Source organism: Roseburia sp. 1XD42-34 (assembly GCF_009917385.1).
In the GTDB taxonomy this organism is placed as follows: domain Bacteria; phylum Bacillota; class Bacilli; order Bacillales; family Amphibacillaceae; genus Virgibacillus.
On sequence record NZ_QWLJ01000044.1, the window covers coordinates 19649 to 38670 of the forward strand.

Here is a 19022-nt window from a genome sequence, read left to right on the forward strand (position 1 = left end):
AAAAAGCAAGGAGTTTTTCATTGAGAAAAGTTTATTATGTTACAGTACTCATTAGTTCAATATCTTTATCAATTCAATTTCATCCCGTATTGGAATACCATCATTTCCCTTTAAGGGGATCTCTGGTTTTAACTTTCTGGCCTTTTGGTACTGCATCAACCATAATTTGAGACAGTCTAAATCCTCGTTTTTGATAAAACTTTAATGCTAATAAGTTATCGTTTGTTGTAATAATTTTTAGGAATTTACACTTGTTCTTCCTAGCAAATTTTTCTACTTCTTGAACTAACGAGGAGCCTATTCCTTTACCTTCTTCTATACTATCTAATGATATGATTTCGCATTCTTTACCTTTTATTATGAACGTAATTAAGCCAATGTTTTTATTTTCATCGTTTATAAAGGTAAAACCATCTAATGTACTACAATCATAAACCCCACTGGAAACAACCATTTCTGGGACTGCCCCACTGTTTTTTAATAAATTCTATTATTCTATGTTGGTGTAAATCCTGAATTGCGTAGATTGTCATCTTGAACACCTCAATTGTTAGAAAATATGCTTCCTTATGTCAAGGGCTACCGTCATTCCCAAAAGAAACACAATTTCAAACCGTGTAAAGTTACTCATTTACAATCAACTGCTATCCAAAAATACCCCTCTTCCTTTACCCCGTTTACGGTTCGATAATCTCTAACTCTGGCAACCATTTACGCATATGGTCTGTTATTTCTTTATAATAGTTTTTCGCGCCTTCTAGTTCTTTATCTGTCACCTGTTTCATTGGTACCACTTGATAGTCCGCTTCATCCTTGTAACGAACAAAGGTCGGTAAAAATGCGGGCGTATGAAGCTCTATTTTTTCATCCTCGTTTTTCGTTAAGGTAAACTTCAAAATCCCACCAAATCGGCGATACAGTTCGTCCTGTCCAGATAAAAAATTACTTAATGAATATGCAACAAATGTTTTATTGCCACTTTTTCCTTCAACCCATTTAACAGGCTGCAACACATGTGGGTGATGCCCAATAACTGCATGCACTCCTTTGTCAGCAGCAAATTGCGCCAGATCCTTTTGGTTTTCATCTGGTAGCATTTGATATTCCGTTCCAAAGTGTAAATTTAGTATAACGGCATCAGCTTGTTGCTTCGCTTTTTTTATTTCCTTTGCCATCTGCTCTTTATTTATTACATTTACTAGATAGTCTTTCCCTTCTGGAACAGGTATTCCATTCGTTCCATACGTATAAGCAAGAAAAGCTACATCAATGCCTTCAGCAGTTTTATAGATTCGCAGTTTAGATTGATCGGCTTCATTTTTATAAGCACCTGTATACATCAAATCAATTTTTTCCCAATGTTCAATAGCACGTTGAATAGCTTCTTCCCCTTTGTCAAGGGTGTGGTTGTTCGCTAACGTTACGACATCAACGCCAGCATCTTTTAAAGCATCCCCTACTTCAAACGGACTATTAAATGTTGGGTAAGAAGATAAGCCAATCGCTTCTCCACCAATCATCGTTTCTTGGTTTGCAATGGTTATCGTAGCGTCCCCAAGGTAAGGCTTTACTTCCTTCAGCATTGGTGTAAAATCATATCCTGTCTCCGTTTTTGCATCCTCATACACCTGACTATGAATTAGCATATCCCCAATTGCAGCAATAGAAATTTCTTGTTTCGGGGCTTGTTTTTTATCTACTTTTACCGCCTTTTCTTCATGCCTTTTTGACCCACTAGTTGTAGAATCATTACACCCCGCAAGTAAACTAAACGCAATTAGAAAAATAGCTATGAAAATAATGCCATTTCGTTTCATTTTATATGCTCCTTTGCATACTCTAGTTGTTTTATTGTTCTTCCATTTCATCATTTTTGTATGAGCACATTATCCTACCACATTATAACGCAAATTATGTTTCTATGTTTGATTTTTTGTAATTAGGGAATGGTTAACATATGAGTAACAATAGCAAAATCAACTATTTTACTCAAATAAGCCATAAGAAATGTTTATAGAAAGGATTTTCACATGCGAAAAACGCAATATCAACCAACTAAAAATAAGCAGCTAACAGATGCGCAAGAAGTTCACTACAGCAAAGACTTCAAACAAGCTGATATCGCTGGTGGGTATCGTCAGACGCACGTAAAAGAAGCAAAGTACAATAATCCTGACCTAAAAAATTAAACCTTTTTTACATGTTCCCCAATTTGTTCAACTAATGTTTTGAACAAATTGGGGATTTTTTGAAACAAATGTTTCACTTCTATCGTATGTACTATTAATTAAATAAATTGGAGGTTACATAATGTCTTCAGCTGCAATGGAATTAGTCAATTTGAAAAAGACAATTGGCAAAAAAGAAATTATTAAAGGCTTATCCTTTTCCATTCCAAAAGGGGAAGTATTTGGCTTCATCGGCCCAAATGGAGCTGGTAAAACGACGACAATCCGTATGATGGTTGGATTAATGAGCATTACAGAAGGAGATGTCATTATCCAAGGAAACAGCATAAAATCAAATTTCAAAGATGCGGTACGCGAAGTCGGAGCCATCGTCGAAAATCCAGAAATGTACCCGTTTTTAACTGGTTGGCAAAACTTAAAACACTATGCTCGGATGATGCCAGGGGTAACAAAAGAACGGATGCATGAAATAGTCAAATTCATCGGTCTTGAGAAAGCCATTAATGAAAAAGTTGGTAGGTATTCTTTAGGAATGCGTCAACGACTAGGAATAGCACAAGCCCTTTTACATAATCCATCTGTGTTAATTTTAGACGAACCAACAAACGGATTAGACCCGGCTGGAATTCGTGAAATTCGTGACCATATTCGGAAGCTAGCTAAAGAAGAAAATGTTGCTATTATCATCTCCAGTCACTTACTTTCTGAGATTGAACAAATGTGTGACCGAATTGGGGTTATTAAAAACGGAGAAATTATTAAAATCCAAGACGTAGGTGAGGAAACAGACAAAGAAGAAGTAATTCATCATATTGAAGTTACACCAATGGATAAGGCTATGAAAATCTTAAATGAAACTTTCCAACTGGAATCCGTTGAGCTTGATGGTAACTTATCTTTCCGCTGTAAAAAAGAGCAAGTTCCAGAAATTATTAAAAGGTTAGTAGAAAATGAATGTCAGATTTATCAAGTCAATGTTGCAAAAGGTACATTAGAAGATCAATTCTTTGAACTGATTGGGGAGAATACGATTGAATAGAATATTAAAACTAATTCAAAATGAACAAGGGAAAATCTTTATTCGTAAATCAACATGGATCATGTATATTATTTTAGCCGTTCTAATATTTGGTAATGCTCTTTTAACCAATAGCTTTGATGGTCTAAAGAAGGACTACGAAGGCGACGATTGGCGCCAAGTATTGGAAGAAGAAAATAAAGAACTACAGAAAGAATCGGAAGAATTTGAAGATTTTGAGGACTATAATAATTCCCTAATTGCTAAAAATAATTATTACTTGGAAAATGATATCCAACCTGCCCCTTACACAGCTTGGACTTTTGTTCAAGAAAATATATCTTTACTTTCTATTGTTAGTTTATTAACCATTATTATTGCAGCAGGAATAGTTGCCAATGAGTTCAGATGGGGCACGATTAAATTATTATTAATTCGTCCAATTAGCAGAAGTGGCATCCTATTATCCAAATATATTACCGTCTTACTATTCGCCTTTTATACAGCCCTATTTGCACTCGTACTTATGTGGATTTTTGGAGCAATCTTCTTTGGTATTGGCGACCTGAACCCTTCTATTGTAGTGCAAGGAGAAGATGGTTTTAAAACCGTATCACTAGTAGCTAATGTATTTACTAGCTTTGGTTTCAAACTTGTGAACCTTGTAATGATGGCTACGTTTGCGTTTATGATCTCTGCTGTTTTCCGTAATAGTTCATTAGCAATTGGTATTGCTATCTTCCTTATGATGGGGGCAAACTCCATTGTTGCTTTCTTTGCTGATAAAGAATGGGCGAAATATATTTTGTTTGCGCACACGGACTTAAGCCAATATATGGATGGAAACTTTTTAATGCTCGAGGATAATACAATGGGCTTTTCTATAGCTGTATTAGTCGTATACTATGCCATTTTCATGTTGCTGTCATGGATTGTTTTCACAAAGCGCGATGTTGCTGGTCAATAATCCTAGTTGAATAAAAATGGCGATAGATAATTTGAGGCAAATTTATGATCCCGTATCAATAAATGGTATGGGATCATTTAATATCTTACTGATCGTTAAAAACATTTCATGAAGAGCGTTTGCTTCCCTCACTTATGCATTATTGAATCTTAACAACGCTAAGATTGCATTTTTCGAACCAGTTATTTAGATCTCCTATTTTTGTTATTCAACACTTTCGTATTCAACATGGATATAACAAAATTCGCATCTTGCAGCACTATACTGGCTTGTCCCCCTATTCAATGTCGATTTTCTCATGCTACAATATACATATATATGATATTTTTGATAAACATCTATTATAATAGATGCTTAAGGGACCAGATATCCATGAGATTAGTGTTAAAAACAGTAGCTCTTTTCTTCCTATCAACAAACATGGACGGATTAATTTCTAGTTCCACATAGGGGGCTTTTATCTCCACTGTTGTTAGTACCGTAATGTATGAACTAAAAGCCTCTGGACGAATGGAGCGTTTAGGTGTTCGCTTATCTCCACCTAGATTTGTTTCCATTCTTAAACGGAAGCCTTATGGAACTTACATACAGGATAAAATAGACTGAAGTTTGCATTCGAGGTGTTGTTCGTGAAGCGTTACTTAACAGTATTCTTTATTGGCTTAAGTGCAATTATATTAGTAGTTGGATTAAGAACAAACACGCAGTGGAGTGGCGTTGTTTCGTGGGGGCTTTCTTTTATTTTTCTTATATGTGCCGCCTATTCTACAAAATACATACCGAACGATGATGAAGAAAGCCACGAATAATTCTGCATATCATAAAGTGAATCTTCCATCAGTGGGGGTTTTCATTCATCCATTTTTTAGTACCGTAATGGGATGACCTAAAGGCCTCTTACGAAACAGGGAATTTAGATGCTGTTATCTCCTACTTAGACTTAAGCTGCAGTCCAAATTATCCAGCTCCTGAAGTGGGAGACTTACAGCACCGTATATAAAGGATTAAACAAGAAAAGTTCAAACACTCACTTACTATATACGAGTTGAGTATAGTAAATGTGTTGAGGAGAATTTTATAAATTTGAGGTCAGTCAAAAAAGCAGACGTTTATATGAAGAAGTCTGCTTTTTTGTGAATGAATCGATGACAAGAAAGGGGCAACCATTCTAGAATGAATATTTTTCTTTAATTGCTTCTGGCGCCATTTTGACCATCCATTGTAACAGAAAAACGGCAATCGACACATCATCGATTAGCCCAAATCCTAATATAACATCTGGAATCATATCAAATGGAAAAATAAAGTATCCTAATAGCAGTAATACAAAGAAAAGTTTCTTCGTGTTTGCTACCTCTTTCGAAGTAAAAAAATCCTTAAAGAAAGGAATTGATCGGTGAAAGGTAAACAAAAAACGGACGCGCTTCCATAACCTCTTCATTATCTTAACCCCCTTCTTTATAGTATCTTACTGTTCTATATCCATAAAGTAACTCTTCAATCAATGATGTTTTCACTCATCTCCACGGCTTGCTAACCGAAATGGTAAGATCTAAAGGATCTACGAAATAACGTATTTATGCTGTTATCTCTTACTTAGACTGATTGCTGTACAAATTTTCCAACTCCTGAAGTAGGAATCTTACAGCACCTTAAATATGGGATAAACCTACAAGTATAAACAAAATATGGTTCAATGGTTGATGAGCAAAAGAAGCTCATACCGTTATTCGAAATGCCAATCCGAGCCTCTTTTAGTTTTACCTCAAATCTCACGTACCCCATAGGCAACGAAAGAACAAAGGCGCAGGGCGCCCGGTTAGCAACGTAGCGAAGGGAACAAATCAACGAAAGATCAAGGAATCGTGGCACTAAAAACAGGGGTATGCCGATGCCTGAGCGGCAAGTCCGCTTTTAGTCAGCCTTCCTCTTTGGGACGAACCGATGAGGCCTTATCGAAGGGTGCATTTCTAAAGTCGCATCGTTGCTGGGCTCATGCGCTAAAGGTGCCTAGTCGGTTATTTCATTATCCCCAAGCACCTCATTTTATACTCCCTCTACATACTAACGTTTTCTTGTTTTCTTTTTTTCTTTTCTTGTAAAAAAACACCGAAGAAAGGGTCTTTTTCGGTGTTCTTTACATGGATCTATTCCATGAAACAAGTTTTTTATAACCACTTATTTATTTCTTTTCGCTGCTTTTTCACGTTCATTCTTATTAAGAATTTTTTTACGTAAACGAATAGATTCAGGTGTCACTTCGCAATACTCATCTTCATTTAAATATTGCAATGCCTCTTCCAAAGACATATTTCTCGATTTACGAATGGTTATCGTTTGATCTTTCGTTGCAGAGCGAACATTAGTTAAATGCTTTTCTTTTGTAATGTTTACCGTAAGATCATTATCGCGATTATGTTCGCCTACAATCATACCTGCATACACTTCTGTTCCGGGTGTAACAAAGATAACTCCGCGATCTTCCAATTGCATGATCCCATAGGTCGACACTTTTCCATTTTCTAGTGCAACAAGTACCCCTTCTCTTCTTCCGCCAACCTGACCTTTAATTACCGGCTCGTATCCTTCAAAGGTATGGTTCAAAATACCGTAGCCACGTGTTTGCGACATAAATTCGGTAGCATATCCCAACAATCCACGAGATGGAACTTTAAATTCTAAGCGAACTTGTCCATTTCCTTGATTTGCCATATCCAGCATTTCGCCTTTTCTTGAACCAAGCGATTCCATAATGGCGCCTGTATATTCTTCCGGCACATCTACTTGAACCCTTTCTACAGGTTCACATTTTACACCATCTATTTCTTTTATAATGACTTGTGGTTTCGACAACTGTAATTCAAAGCCTTCTCGGCGCATATTCTCAATCAGTATCGATAAATGCAGTTCCCCTCGCCCAGAAACAATCCATGCATCAGGTGAATCAGTCGGATCAACGCGAAGGCTAACATCTGTTTCCAATTGTTTCAGCAAGCGTTCTTCAATTTTTCTAGCGGTAACAAATTTCCCTTCTTTACCTGCAAATGGACTATTATTTACAAGGAATGTCATTTGCAGTGTTGGTTCATCAATCCGTAACCATGGAAGACTTTCTGGATGATCTTGAGGACAGACCGTTTCTCCTACATTAATATCTTCTAATCCAGCAACAGCTACTACATCACCACATATAGCCTCTTGAATTTCAATTCGTTTTAAACCGATAAATCCAAACAGTTTCGTAATACGGAAGGACTTCTGTGTTCCATCTTTTTTCAAAATAACAACCTGCTGGCCAACTTTCATCGTACCGCGTACTACTCTGCCAATACCGATTCTGCCTACATAGTCATTGTAATCTAATAACGTAATTTGGAATTGCAATGGTTCTTCCCTGTTATCAATTGGTGCAGGAATATGTTCGAGTATTGTCTGAAACACAGGATCCATCGTTTCTTCCTGCGCGTTAGCTTCGTATCCGGAAGTGCCGTTTAAAGCAGAAGCATAGACAACCGGAAATTCCAATTGTTCGTCATCTGCTCCTAGTTCAATGAATAAATCCAATACTTCATCCACTACTTCAGTTGGTCGTGCGTTCGGACGGTCAATTTTATTTAAAACGACCATTGGGGTTAATTTCTGTTCAAGCGCTTTTTTTAGTACAAAACGTGTTTGTGGCATAGTCCCTTCATAAGCATCCACTACTAACGCAACTCCATCCACCATTTTCATAATTCGTTCCACTTCTCCACCGAAATCCGCGTGACCTGGTGTGTCCAAAATATTAATTGCTGTATCTTTATATTTAATGGCTGTATTTTTCGCCAGTATTGTAATCCCTCGTTCTCGTTCAATATCTCCGGAATCCATCGCTCGTTCATGAACATGTTCATTTTCCCGAAACGTTCCGGAATACTTTAACATTTGGTCTACTAACGTTGTTTTCCCATGATCAACATGGGCTATGATAGCAATGTTGCGAATATCTTCTCTTAATTGCATACGTACGCTCCTCTATTTTTAAGGGATAATAAGACTAAACTTCAATCCGTCAAGCTTTCTTAATCCCTACTAATTGTTAAATAACAGAATCTGGGGTATCCTATTTACCAGTTTGAGATTGCTATTTTCTTGCAGAAGAAAACTTTTGGCTGTGCTAAGCTTTCCTTTTCAAGCAAGCGTCTCAACTCACGTATAGTGACCGTCCAAAAAGAAAGGGAAAGAAATAAATTCAAGGTGGGCCCTGCAACAAAAAAATTGTTCAGCATGGAGCAAGCGACCAGACTTCCTGAGATTGGCATTTTCACCAGACTTTTTGAACAACCACTTATACTTTGAAGATAACCTTTCTTTACACTATAGAAAAGTAAGATTTTTTTGGTTTATAGTATAAGAAAAACAACGGCTTCCGCCATAAGACTTGGCGACAAGCCAAGTTTTTCTAATGCTGAATATATTTTTTAGTTCGACAACATATTCTTAGCACATTAGAAAAACTATTCAATTATAACATGGATGTGTATACAAAGTAAAATTTCAATTTGAAGATACATACATGCTTTATTTAAGCTGAATACCAATGGTTTATGCTTCGATAAGATCATCTCACTAAGCAACCAGTTATAAAAATTGGCGAACCACATTAATGGATTCGCCGATTTTTTTAAAGGAATTAAACTATAAGGCTTTGGATGCAAGCGCAAAGATTCCTCGTAATCGATGCTCCCCTCCAGTTCATGCTTCACCTATTTTTTTATGCTTTATTTTGATGCTCCAATTCTCCTTTGATACGAAACAAATAGCTGTTATAAGGTTAATACAACCGGCTGCCAGAAGTAAACAAATATCACTATTACCAAAATCGCAAAAATGTTCATCCAAAATCCTGCTTTAACCATGTCATCTATTGTTAAGTATTCAGAACTGAACACTGCTGCATTTGGAGGTGTAGAGATTGGTAGCATGAATGCACAAGACGCCGACAGAGCCACGACTGCCATAATACCATATGGATCAACACCGATGCCAATTGCAAGCCCAATGCTGATTGGTAGTAACATATTAGATACGGCTGTATTTGACATGATCTCGGTCATAAATAGTACGATCGCAGCAAGTACTATTAGTATAAGTAGATAAGGAAGTGATTCTAATGCACTTAGTAATGTTCCAAACCATTCTGTTAAACCAGATTCTTCAAAAGCAGCTGCTAGCGAAAGACCACCACCAAATAGAAGGAGCAATCCCCAAGGCAGGCCTTTCATATCCTTCCATTGCATTAATCCACCGGTCTCTTTTTTGCTCGGCAATAAAAACATAGCAGTTGCTCCAATAATAGAAATACTTGTATCAGATAAACGCAAGTCTTCCGGTAGAAATCCAGACGATATCCATAGCGCTCCGGTAATCGTAAAAATAAATAAAACTGCTTTTTCTTCATAAGACATGGGACCAAGACTTCTCAGTTGTTGCTTAGCAAAGTCATCTGAGATATTTCCAGTCTGGTTTACTTTGAATTGAATACGAGTTATATAAAAATATAAAGCTGCTAATAAAATAATCGTAAGCGGAAAACCGAATATAAACCAGTCTGTAAATGTAACTTGCTGATCAAGAACACTAGATGCAACACCAGCAAAAACTGCATTTGGTACAGATCCAATTAGGGTAGCTAGTCCTCCAATAGACGCAGCATACGCTACAGTTAATAATAAACCTTTTGCAAAATGATGCAATGATTTCTCATCAAGTAGGTTATTTTCCTTTACTTCTGTTATTAACGCTAAAGCGATTGGTAACATCATAAGAGCTGTTGCAGCATTCGAAATCCACATGGATAAAAGAGCTGTGGCAAGCAATACACCCAGAATAATACGTTGACTGCTCGTCCCCACCATGGAAATAATGGTCATAGCAATGCGCTTATGAAGATTCCATTTTTCAATGGCAAGCGCAATTGTAAAGCCACCCATATACATAAAAACGATTGGGTTTCCGTAAGCCATGGTAGCTGTTTTTTCTTCTGCTCCACCTGTGATAGGTAATAAAAAAATAGGAAGCAAAGATGTTGCCGGTATTGGAATTGCTTCTGTTATCCACCAGCATGCTACCCATGCAGTAACTGCTAGGACAGCCCTAGGTGAATCATCAAGCCCAGTAAGATTGGGTAAAAAAAACAAAATTAAAAATAAAAGCGGACCAAGGATAAGCCCTAGAAATTGACGTTTCTTCACAGCTATTTCAACTCTCTTTCTGATGTTTAATAGTAGTAGAATTGAAGATTACAATCATTTGTCAATTAGAAGGGACTATAAAACCCTTTCAAAATTATCATTTGTCACTATATGCAATTTCTAACTAAGAAGCAGAAAGAAATCGCTATCATTTCCGATAATTCAATATACTATCAATAGACTCATATTATGTCAATAAAGTGAATCTTCCATCATAGGAAGGATATTATCCCTCATGGGTTGTTTGCACTCCTTCAGCTCTATCGCAAAGCGGAAGAATAACACGGAGACTTCTATGGGAAAGCGCAGCGGGAAGAATTCAGAAGAAAAAAGAAAATAGCTTTTTTTTCAAGGAGGCTATGTCGCTAGCCCGTGGAAAAATGTAGTGTTTCTCCGCAGCAGTTGCGTTACATTTTAATCCTGTTTTTCATTAAGAATGAGGAAAAGGGCAAAGGAATGATATACCAATAACAAGCGTTTTTTAATATGGAAAGCATCTATTAAGAAAAATCCTATAGGTTCCTATTTATATGACTTGTTTTTGTTGCATATACATTCGTTTCATTTTTTTCTGTGCTTATTTTTAGAAGTATAAATCATTCGAGTCATTTTATATTTTTGTGTGAAATACCTCCTTTTCATCATAAATGTTGGCTGTTATAAAAAATGAAACTTCATTCAGTAGGAGTTTTCTTCCATCTCCTGCTGAATGAAGTAAAACAAAGGCCAAAAATTTAAATTTAAAGGGGAAAATGTTTTTCTTCCAAGATCACACATCCTATAGGTCTAAGCGAATTGGCGATGTAGCCGCCGATTTTATCCCACTTAGACCTTTTTGGGTGAATACCGCTCCTCAATTGGGTCCTAGACCACCTTACATCTTCATATCCTCCTCGCTTTTGCGCACCCTTACAAGTAAAGGGGAACAACAAAAAAAGTATCGATAATCATTTTAGATTAAATACAATTTCAAACCTTGCTCCACCTAATTCCGACTGGTGAACAGAAATTTTTCCATTGGACTGTTCAATAATTGCTCTTGCAATTGCAAGCCCCAGTCCTGTTTCTCCACCTTTTCCTTTTACAAACCGGTGAAAAATATGTGGAATTAAGTTTTCAGGTACTCCTTCCCCATCATCTTCTATAACGATGAGGACCTTTTTATTTTCCTTCTTAATATCGAAATGAACTGTTGCATGAGCATGGCGAATCGCATTAAATGTTAAATTTAATAATGCTCGTAGCATTTTTTCTCCATCTGCTACTATTTCCGGGGAACCTTGTATCGTATGCTTTAGCTCAATCCCCTTTTCATTTACTATCGGCAGAGCCCGGTCCACTACTTGCTCCATCACTTGTTTTAACTGGATCTTTTCAGGTGTATAGACGTCTGGCTCACTATCTAACTTAGCTAACAATATCATTTCGTTAATAATTTTTTTCAAGCGTTTTACTTCTGTCACCATCACGTCAAGACCTTTTTCCTCCTCTTTAGCATCAAAAATATGGTCTCGTATCCCCTCTGCATAACCTTGAATTGTCATAAGGGGAGTCTTTAACTCATGGCTGGCATTTTGAAAAAAGGTTTGTTGCGAGCTAATGTATCTTTCCAACTCTTGCGCCATATCATAGACACTTTGTTCCACTTCCTTTATTTCACCTGTCGCTTTTATTCGCTTAATGGAGTGAAATTGCCGTTTTTCTATCTTTTTTAACTGCTTTTTCAACTGCGAGAGCGGGGTCACTAGCTTACGAGTTAAAAAATAACTTAAAATAATCGCGATCGCACCACCTATGAAAAACACGATTAATAAGCGAAAAATAAAACTTTGCTGAACTAATTCCAAATCACTTAAAGGTGTTAAAAGAATAAGTTCAACGCCTGTACTCTCAGGAGTAAAAATAATCCTTGAAGTGACAAACTTGGCACCATTATACTCCCATAAAGTTTTATCCGCATCAGCAAAATCATTTTTCTTAAAAAATCCGGAAACGACACTGTCAGGAAGGGTCGGCGATGCAGCTACATGCTGATTTCTGTCATAAATAAACATTTGTAAACCCTGATCTTCTAACAATTTATTTAAGTTACTTACGCTTGTACTATCATATTGATCATTTAACACATCAACAATTAAATCGCCCTTTTGTTTTAACTGCCGCTGTTCATCTTGGATGAGCAAATCTAAGATGAGGGAATAGATGACATACCCAGTAACAGCCATAATTACGAATAACAAAGCGGTAAAAGCCGCATTTAATTGCGATTGTAGCTTCATGTAACTTCTCCTTCATTTCGAAGCCGATAGCCATATCCCCACACTGTTTCTAAAGGCAAATCAGGAAGTTTTTTACGAATTCGCTTAACGAGGTCGTCCACCGCTCGATCGCTTCCGAAGTAATTGTCTCCCCAAATTTTAATTAATAGTTCCTCCCTTGAAAAGGCGCGATTCACATTTTCCACTAATATAAGTAACATATCAAATTCTTTCGTTGTCACTTCATATTCTTCCCCCCGAAAGAAAATACGACGTTCTTCTTTATCGATCGTCAATTCATCAACCGTCACTCTAGTATCATTTACTTCAGTATTCGCCAAACTTATACTGGATCGCTTAAATAATCTTTTTACCCTAGCAACTAGCTCTCTTGGACTAAATGGTTTAGTTAAATAATCATCTCCCCCGAGCTCAAGTCCAAGAATTTTGTCAATTTCTTCATCCTTCGCTGAAATAATTATAATCGGTACTTCACTTTCCATACGAATCTTTTTACAAAACTCATAGCCGTCCATTCCTGGAAGCATAATATCTAATATCCACATGCCTGGAGGTTCTGTTTTCCAAAGCTCCCATGCTTCTTCAGCAGATTCCAGTAATGTGACCGTAAATCCTTCTTTTTTTAAATATGCAGAAACAATATTACGTATATTTGGATCGTCTTCTACTATTCCAATATGATGATTCATTTTTAATCACCTTTTCTCTTATTTCTTTACTACTATTTTCACATAAGCAAACGATCATTTAGATCTATTATATTTCTACTCACCAATCACAAATTACAACTATTCACTGTTATTGTAACACTAGTATGCAACCTCAGATGAAACAACGTGAAAAAAATTATAAAAATGATGCATTTATCAAGCACATATCCGATTTTCTTTCTGAGCATCAAAACTCTGCGGTATCGTGATTTGATTCGTTTCCTTATATACGTCCCTACTTATTATAAATATTTACGATTCATTTATTGTTTTTAAGGGTATACCAATACCAGAATTATAACTATTAGCTGAATGGATACGACAATGAAATGATGCATCATGAGTAGAAATTGGCGCTTTCTAAAATCACAAAAACAGAAAATACTTTACACATTTTTTCCACAATTGTACCAAATGATTCCCCAAAGAAATGGGTATACTATAAGTATCGATGGGAACTTCAATAACACATCTTCTGAAGGGACCATTTATCATACCAGGCTACAAACAGCCATCTTTGAGCGTCCCCCCTGACTCCCCTCGACGCTCTAATGATGTTTGTTTGTAGCCTGTCATTAAAATCTGTCATAAAGGGTGATGGAAATGGATGATAGAAATAATGAACATCATAATCAGGAGCCAGGATATACGATATCCGATAGATCGCAAGAGTCCAATCAAAATCAAGATTTTATTCAGCGAAGTAACAAAGAACTAATACATCGGAATCACTATAGCAACCACGATGAAAATACTCCGGCCAATAATAAGCCGAGCAATAAATCCATGCTCCATTTTTTTCTAGGTGGAATATCGGGAGGGGTTGTTGCCGTTCTCATAATTGCAGTATTAATGTTTACAAATATCATCCCGATTAATCAAGGAAATGGACCTGCTTCAGCAGGGGAAGATAAGCAAGCTGCAGAAGTAGTTAAAACCCTTACTTCTGAAGATGCAGATGTTGCTACAAATATTGAAGAAACCTCTAAATCCGTTGTTGGTGTAATAAACATGCAACAACAGAGCATTTGGACGGAAAGCCAAGAAGCAGGTACTGGATCTGGAATTATCTATAAAAAAGAGAATGGGAAGGCTTATGTAATTACAAACCACCATGTAGTAGAAGGTGCGGAAGAAGTAGAAGTTGCCTTAAATTATTCTGAGGAGCGCCTAAATGCGAAAGTATTGGGAACCGATGAATTAACGGATTTAGCAGTATTAGAAATTGACGGAGATGCGATCACCACTGTTGCCAATATGGGATCTTCCAACGACTTAAAAGTTGGTGAAAATGTGATGGCGATTGGGAACCCACTTGGAATGGAATTTGCTAACACAGTGACAAAAGGCGTAATTAGTGGACTAGATCGTTCTGTACCGATAGATACAAATGGGGATAGGCAGGCAGATTGGGTCACCGAAGTTATTCAAACCGATGCCGCGATTAACCCTGGAAACAGTGGCGGTGCACTTGTAAATGATAAAGGTGCCGTTGTAGGAATTAACTCCATGAAAATTGCACGTCAGGAAGTTGAAGGTATCGGCTTTGCTATACCTGTAGACGCTGCACTACCAATTGTGGAGCAGCTAGAAAAGAATGGGGAGATTGAACGTCCACTAATTGGTATTAGTACTGCAGCCATTGAACAAGTTCCGCCTCAATATAGGGCAGAAATTCCATTGCCTGAAAATGTTAAAGGTGGAATGGTGATCGCGAATATAGAAGAAGGATCTCCTGCTGATAAAGCTGGTTTACAGCAATTTGATGTCGTCACAAAAATTAATGATCATGAAGTAACCTCTATTTTAGAGTTACGTAAGTTTCTGTATTCAGATGCTTCTGTAGGCGAAGAAGTAAATATCGAATATTACCGCGGGGGTAAAAAAGAAACAACTAAATTAACTCTAGAAGCAAAAGAGCCAGTAAATAATAATGCGAACAAAGAATAATCTAAGAGTGCGCATATAGCTAGGTGAAATAAACCTTCGCTATATGCGCATTTTAATTGTTTATTCCTGTGACTCACGCATTAAACGGTATGTAAATACCCGACGAATGCCATTTATAGTTTCATTTGCTTTATTTTACAACTCACACAGGGATTTTCCAATAGTATGCCGAAATGGTATAGTAGATAGGAGAATGATTTAGTAAACTTTTCCTTTAATCCTAAGCATAAGAGGCTTGTATCAAGGACTAAACAGTTTGAAAGCTTTAAAACCAGGAGATTTTTTGTTGTTGAAGAATACCTACTATTATCCCATTTATACAACACCTTTTAGTCTACGCTTTTATAACGATCCTAACTTATTTTAGTACAACGCATATTTGGAATTTTAATGGAAAACTTCTTTCAAGGTTTTTAGCATGGGAAGCGCCTGTTACCTGTGTAAACTAGGCGCTTCTGTGCTTATCCGAAAAACAAATCGAAAATATTGCTCCCTTTAGAGCTCTTTTTATTATAAAACTCGGAATAGCCGCAGTCTTTACAGTAAACCACTAAAAATTGATTGCTCTGAACGTCAAACATTTTTGATAGTCCTGTTCCAGTCATGGCTACTTCTTTTTGATCTGCATTCGTACTTCCGCATTTTAAACAACCTTTTTGTTCCAAAATATCACCTCATTCATTAAATACGTTCCTAACACAAACATGGTTTCATAAAGTAAAACTAAACGCAGTAAGGTTTTCTCATTCATTATATTGCTCCTTATTAACACCTAGGGATCTGAGCAAAATCAGGCATTTGACTTGTGACTTATGGTCGATCCCTCACTTATTCTCATGGGTTGGACTTCGTAGTCTGGAAGGGCAGATCTTACTGCTATTTATATGGAAAATGAAATGAAGATAACATCATTATACAATACGTAATGCCTAAAAAATATAGTCAAATGGTTAAAAATCTCTCGGCAGTGAATTTGGCTGTACCCGCCATTCAATAGTAACCGAAAGACTTCTCAAAGCATTATATATCATCACGCTTTGTTTGCTGATCTGTAATGGGCTCGGTATATTTTCCATCTGCGGATGCGCCTAGATAACCTTCTACATCCTCTACATAGCCAACTGCTTCATCACTATTGGGATACATTTTGTTATAACTTGCTTTATCTCCATAAAAATCAGAAGGGGTTTCCGATGTCCCATAACGGCTTACTTCTTGCCATGCGTCCTCTGCGTCATATCCCACCTGTGTTTCATCTGATACTTCATCTGGATTTATATTCGGACTATAGACTTCTTCTTCCATGGTACGGGGATGATTAAAAGAAATACTTTTTGCATGCTCTATACAGCGATCTGCAGTTGGCATCACTTCAAGTCGCTCATAAGGAATATCTCTTCCGCAATCCCTGCAAATCCCATAAGTTCCCTCTGCAATCGCGTGCAGCGCTTTATTGATATCTTCTAACTCCTTTTCGGCATGCTCGTTAAGCGCAACGTCCTTTCCCCTTTCAAATAGCTCTGAAGCCGTATCTGCAGGATGATTGTCATAGTTGGATAATTCTCCAGTAGACTGTTGCATGGACTCTAATGTTAAACCTAAATGATCTTGAACATGAGAAATAAGTTCGGATTGCCGATTTTGTAAAGCATTTTTACATGCTGCTAATTGCTGCTCATTAATCATCTTAACACCCTCTTTTTGAGTTCGTTCATTTTATTTATACTATGCGCAAAAAAAGGGAGTGACATGCTCTATTTATGTTCCCAAATCATGTCAATAAGAATATAGGTATTTTCTTGTTTCTTCTTATTGCTTTTCTGTATATATTAAACCTTTTTGGGCATTGTATATATAGTATTTTTCGCTTGTTTTCATTTTTTTATTTTTTTCCGTTACATTCCTGTGACATTTTAAAAAGTCACATATACAATGTGACGGAAACCAAAGTTTTATCTTCTTCTATTCAAAAATTCAAACCCCTCATCCTAAAACAGAGGGGTTATTTTATCCAAACATCCATAATGCACTCAAAAGGCAGACGTTGACCAGCTATACTTTGTACTTATTTTGTTACCTAGATTATAAAATTAATTAAAATCCGTGATCAAAGTTTATATCGTATAAATCAACCCACTCTATAAAATTCGGAACTGATTTAAAGGTGATAAAATCTTTTATTATACGGTAAGCTGTTTCACGATCAACATAACTACAAGTAGGTATTCTCATTGGTTCTCCGCCTACTAAATGTTCAACTGTTTTTATTTCAACATTTTTATTAATTGGTACTAAATAATCTGGATGTCGCATAATAAAAAATCTATACGGTTCATCATAAAAGAATATTAATCTTTCCTCGCAGCCATCAACTTCAAAACACGAATCTCCACTACCTTGTTTCCAATAACCTTCGTCCTTATTAAATATGAGGTTTTTTACAAATGTTTCAGCCGGATTTTCAAGAGGACCGCCTGTTGGCCCATACACAGTTATCTTACTCATAATTTGTAGCGGCTATAAAATCAAAAGCACCAGCTGAGCTAATTTCATTATTATATTCAAAATTATATATTAAAATTACTGCATTATATACTCCCTTTAAGTTCATGCTTTTCTTGATTTTCGGAATAATAATTTCTTCATACGAACATCCTTCTAATAATGTGGAAATATCCTGACTACCATTTTTATAGACAGCTTTTTCTATAGTATCCTCATCTATTTCGTCCATATCAATATTAAAATCGATAAAGAATTGGGAAGGGACAGATTCGCCATCCTCATCATACGTTAAATCTACATACTCTTCTATAGAATCTTCATCACTAATATTCCCTAACCAAATAGAAACCCATCCTTGTTTTTCCATTACATTATCCTCCTACTTTAATCGTAGACCTTCGGGTAAAGATGAAACTCCACCTTCTAATCTATAATTAGCCCAATTATTAAGTCGCCTAACAAATGTATTGTAGTCACTAGAAGTATCTATTATGGCTAACAATTCATTATGTGCTTTAGTTGAACCTAATCCACCATGAACACCGTTCGGATTGACAAATTTAACATCGGATATAGCTGTTCTTAATTCTTTAATCTCTTCAGCACCAATATTCCAATACTTAAATTGCGGAGCCCTAGAAACTAAGTGCCATTCGTGTAAACCTCCAGGTGATCTAAGTTGACGTTCAATTTTCTTTCTAATCTTTTTATCCTTCCAAAGTTCATCTAGTTCACTAATTGTAAGGGAATTGAAAAATTTATTGAAGTTACCACTCTTTGCAGTTGGTATATCATCAACGTTTATTTTAGGTATATCTTTAACAACATTTATTCCTTTAGTCTCTACCCTTTCTTCTCTACCATTCTGTATCTTGAACATCTGCGGCGTAGTACCCTCTGCAAAATCTTTATCTCTAAGTATAAAGCTTGCTCCACCAGTTGAAACTGCATATTTCTCACTAAAAGAGAATATATCTGCTATTTTAGCCATCCCAGCTTTAGCTACATCTACCTTTTCCCGATAATAATTACCACTAAAAGGCTTTTTGTCTAATAATTTCGGCGCTTTTCTTGCTACGCCTGCTCCTATTTTTGCAACGCCTGAAGCTCCTTTGACAGCCCAACTACCTGGTATTAATGCACCAACGGCTGCTCCAGTGGCGTACATAAC

General features: G+C 36.6%; 18 protein-coding genes. 5 read left to right on the forward strand and 13 right to left on the reverse strand.

Annotated elements, in window-relative coordinates; genetic code table 11:
* Positions 1 to 100: 100 nt before the first annotated feature.
* Both D1839_RS17440 and D1839_RS17445 read right to left on the reverse strand, forming a co-directional pair.
* Positions 101 to 454 carry a GNAT family N-acetyltransferase gene (locus tag D1839_RS17440; protein ID WP_199690384.1) on the reverse strand — a complete coding sequence of 118 codons (354 nt, stop codon included), beginning with the start codon at positions 452 to 454 and terminating at the stop codon, positions 101 to 103.
* Between the two features lie 223 nt (positions 455 to 677).
* On the reverse strand, positions 678 to 1817 hold the full coding sequence (locus tag D1839_RS17445) for a CapA family protein (protein WP_120381092.1): 1140 nt from the start codon (positions 1815 to 1817) through the stop codon (positions 678 to 680).
* Positions 1818 to 2030: 213 nt separating this feature from the next.
* Here D1839_RS17445 and D1839_RS17450 point away from each other — a divergent pair, with 213 nt between their 5' ends.
* The 3 genes from D1839_RS17450 to D1839_RS17460 all read left to right on the forward strand — a co-directional run bounded on the left by D1839_RS17450 (position 2031) and on the right by D1839_RS17460 (position 4174).
* Complete coding sequence (locus D1839_RS17450; RefSeq protein ID WP_120381093.1) at positions 2031 to 2189, forward strand: YfhE family protein; 159 nt, start codon at positions 2031 to 2033, stop codon at positions 2187 to 2189.
* Positions 2190 to 2310: 121 nt separating this feature from the next.
* On the forward strand, positions 2311 to 3228 hold the full coding sequence (locus D1839_RS17455) for an ABC transporter ATP-binding protein (protein ID WP_120381094.1): 918 nt from the start codon (positions 2311 to 2313) through the stop codon (positions 3226 to 3228).
* Positions 3221 to 4174 (forward strand): ABC transporter permease, encoded by a 954-nt coding sequence (locus D1839_RS17460; protein ID WP_120381095.1) that lies wholly within the window; start codon positions 3221 to 3223, stop codon positions 4172 to 4174. Before D1839_RS17455 ends, D1839_RS17460 begins: the two co-directional genes overlap by 8 nt.
* 341 nt (positions 4175 to 4515) lie before the next feature.
* Here D1839_RS17460 and D1839_RS17465 read toward each other — a convergent pair whose 3' ends face one another.
* The gene (locus tag D1839_RS17465) at positions 4516 to 4731 is read right to left on the reverse strand and encodes a hypothetical protein (protein WP_147358292.1); all 216 of its coding nucleotides are present in this window, start codon (positions 4729 to 4731) and stop codon (positions 4516 to 4518) included.
* Between the two features lie 72 nt (positions 4732 to 4803).
* Here D1839_RS17465 and D1839_RS17470 point away from each other — a divergent pair, with 72 nt between their 5' ends.
* On the forward strand, positions 4804 to 4983 hold the full coding sequence (locus D1839_RS17470; RefSeq protein WP_120381096.1) for a hypothetical protein: 180 nt from the start codon (positions 4804 to 4806) through the stop codon (positions 4981 to 4983).
* Positions 4984 to 5342: 359 nt separating this feature from the next.
* Here D1839_RS17470 and D1839_RS17475 read toward each other — a convergent pair whose 3' ends face one another.
* The 5 genes from D1839_RS17475 to D1839_RS17495 all read right to left on the reverse strand — a co-directional run bounded on the left by D1839_RS17475 (position 5343) and on the right by D1839_RS17495 (position 13375).
* Positions 5343 to 5615 (reverse strand): YkvA family protein, encoded by a 273-nt coding sequence (locus D1839_RS17475; RefSeq protein ID WP_120381097.1) that lies wholly within the window; start codon positions 5613 to 5615, stop codon positions 5343 to 5345.
* A gap of 737 nt (positions 5616 to 6352) precedes the next feature.
* Positions 6353 to 8176 (reverse strand): translational GTPase TypA, encoded by a 1824-nt coding sequence (gene typA, locus D1839_RS17480; protein ID WP_120381098.1) that lies wholly within the window; start codon positions 8174 to 8176, stop codon positions 6353 to 6355.
* Between the two features lie 803 nt (positions 8177 to 8979).
* Entirely contained in the window at positions 8980 to 10407 is a 1428-nt protein-coding gene (locus D1839_RS17485; protein ID WP_120381100.1) for an SLC13 family permease, read from the reverse strand.
* A 947-nt stretch (positions 10408 to 11354) separates the two neighbouring features.
* Positions 11355 to 12686: a sensor histidine kinase gene (locus D1839_RS17490; RefSeq protein ID WP_120381101.1), complete on the reverse strand. Its 1332-nt coding sequence runs from the start codon at positions 12684 to 12686 to the stop codon at positions 11355 to 11357.
* Positions 12683 to 13375: a response regulator transcription factor gene (locus tag D1839_RS17495; RefSeq protein WP_120381102.1), complete on the reverse strand. Its 693-nt coding sequence runs from the start codon at positions 13373 to 13375 to the stop codon at positions 12683 to 12685. The genes D1839_RS17490 and D1839_RS17495 overlap by 4 nt, the downstream gene beginning before the upstream one ends.
* 624 nt (positions 13376 to 13999) lie before the next feature.
* Between D1839_RS17495 and D1839_RS17500 the strand changes: the two genes are divergently transcribed.
* Positions 14000 to 15346, forward strand: coding sequence for a S1C family serine protease (locus tag D1839_RS17500; protein ID WP_120381103.1), 1347 nt, complete (start codon positions 14000 to 14002; stop codon positions 15344 to 15346).
* A 461-nt stretch (positions 15347 to 15807) separates the two neighbouring features.
* On the opposite strand, the gene D1839_RS17505 is transcribed toward D1839_RS17500, so the two are convergent.
* The 5 genes from D1839_RS17505 to D1839_RS20540 all read right to left on the reverse strand — a co-directional run.
* Positions 15808 to 16011, reverse strand: coding sequence for a zinc ribbon domain-containing protein (locus D1839_RS17505; RefSeq protein WP_120381104.1), 204 nt, complete (start codon positions 16009 to 16011; stop codon positions 15808 to 15810).
* A 355-nt stretch (positions 16012 to 16366) separates the two neighbouring features.
* Positions 16367 to 17032 carry a TraR/DksA C4-type zinc finger protein gene (locus D1839_RS17510; protein ID WP_120381105.1) on the reverse strand — a complete coding sequence of 222 codons (666 nt, stop codon included), beginning with the start codon at positions 17030 to 17032 and terminating at the stop codon, positions 16367 to 16369.
* Between the two features lie 408 nt (positions 17033 to 17440).
* Positions 17441 to 17851 carry a hypothetical protein gene (locus D1839_RS17515; RefSeq protein ID WP_120381106.1) on the reverse strand — a complete coding sequence of 137 codons (411 nt, stop codon included), beginning with the start codon at positions 17849 to 17851 and terminating at the stop codon, positions 17441 to 17443.
* Positions 17844 to 18218 carry an immunity 22 family protein gene (locus D1839_RS17520; protein ID WP_120381107.1) on the reverse strand — a complete coding sequence of 125 codons (375 nt, stop codon included), beginning with the start codon at positions 18216 to 18218 and terminating at the stop codon, positions 17844 to 17846. Before D1839_RS17520 ends, D1839_RS17515 begins: the two co-directional genes overlap by 8 nt.
* A 12-nt stretch (positions 18219 to 18230) precedes the next feature.
* Positions 18231 to 19022 (reverse strand): hypothetical protein (locus D1839_RS20540; RefSeq protein ID WP_199690386.1); only part of this gene is annotated, 792 nt, incomplete at its 5' end.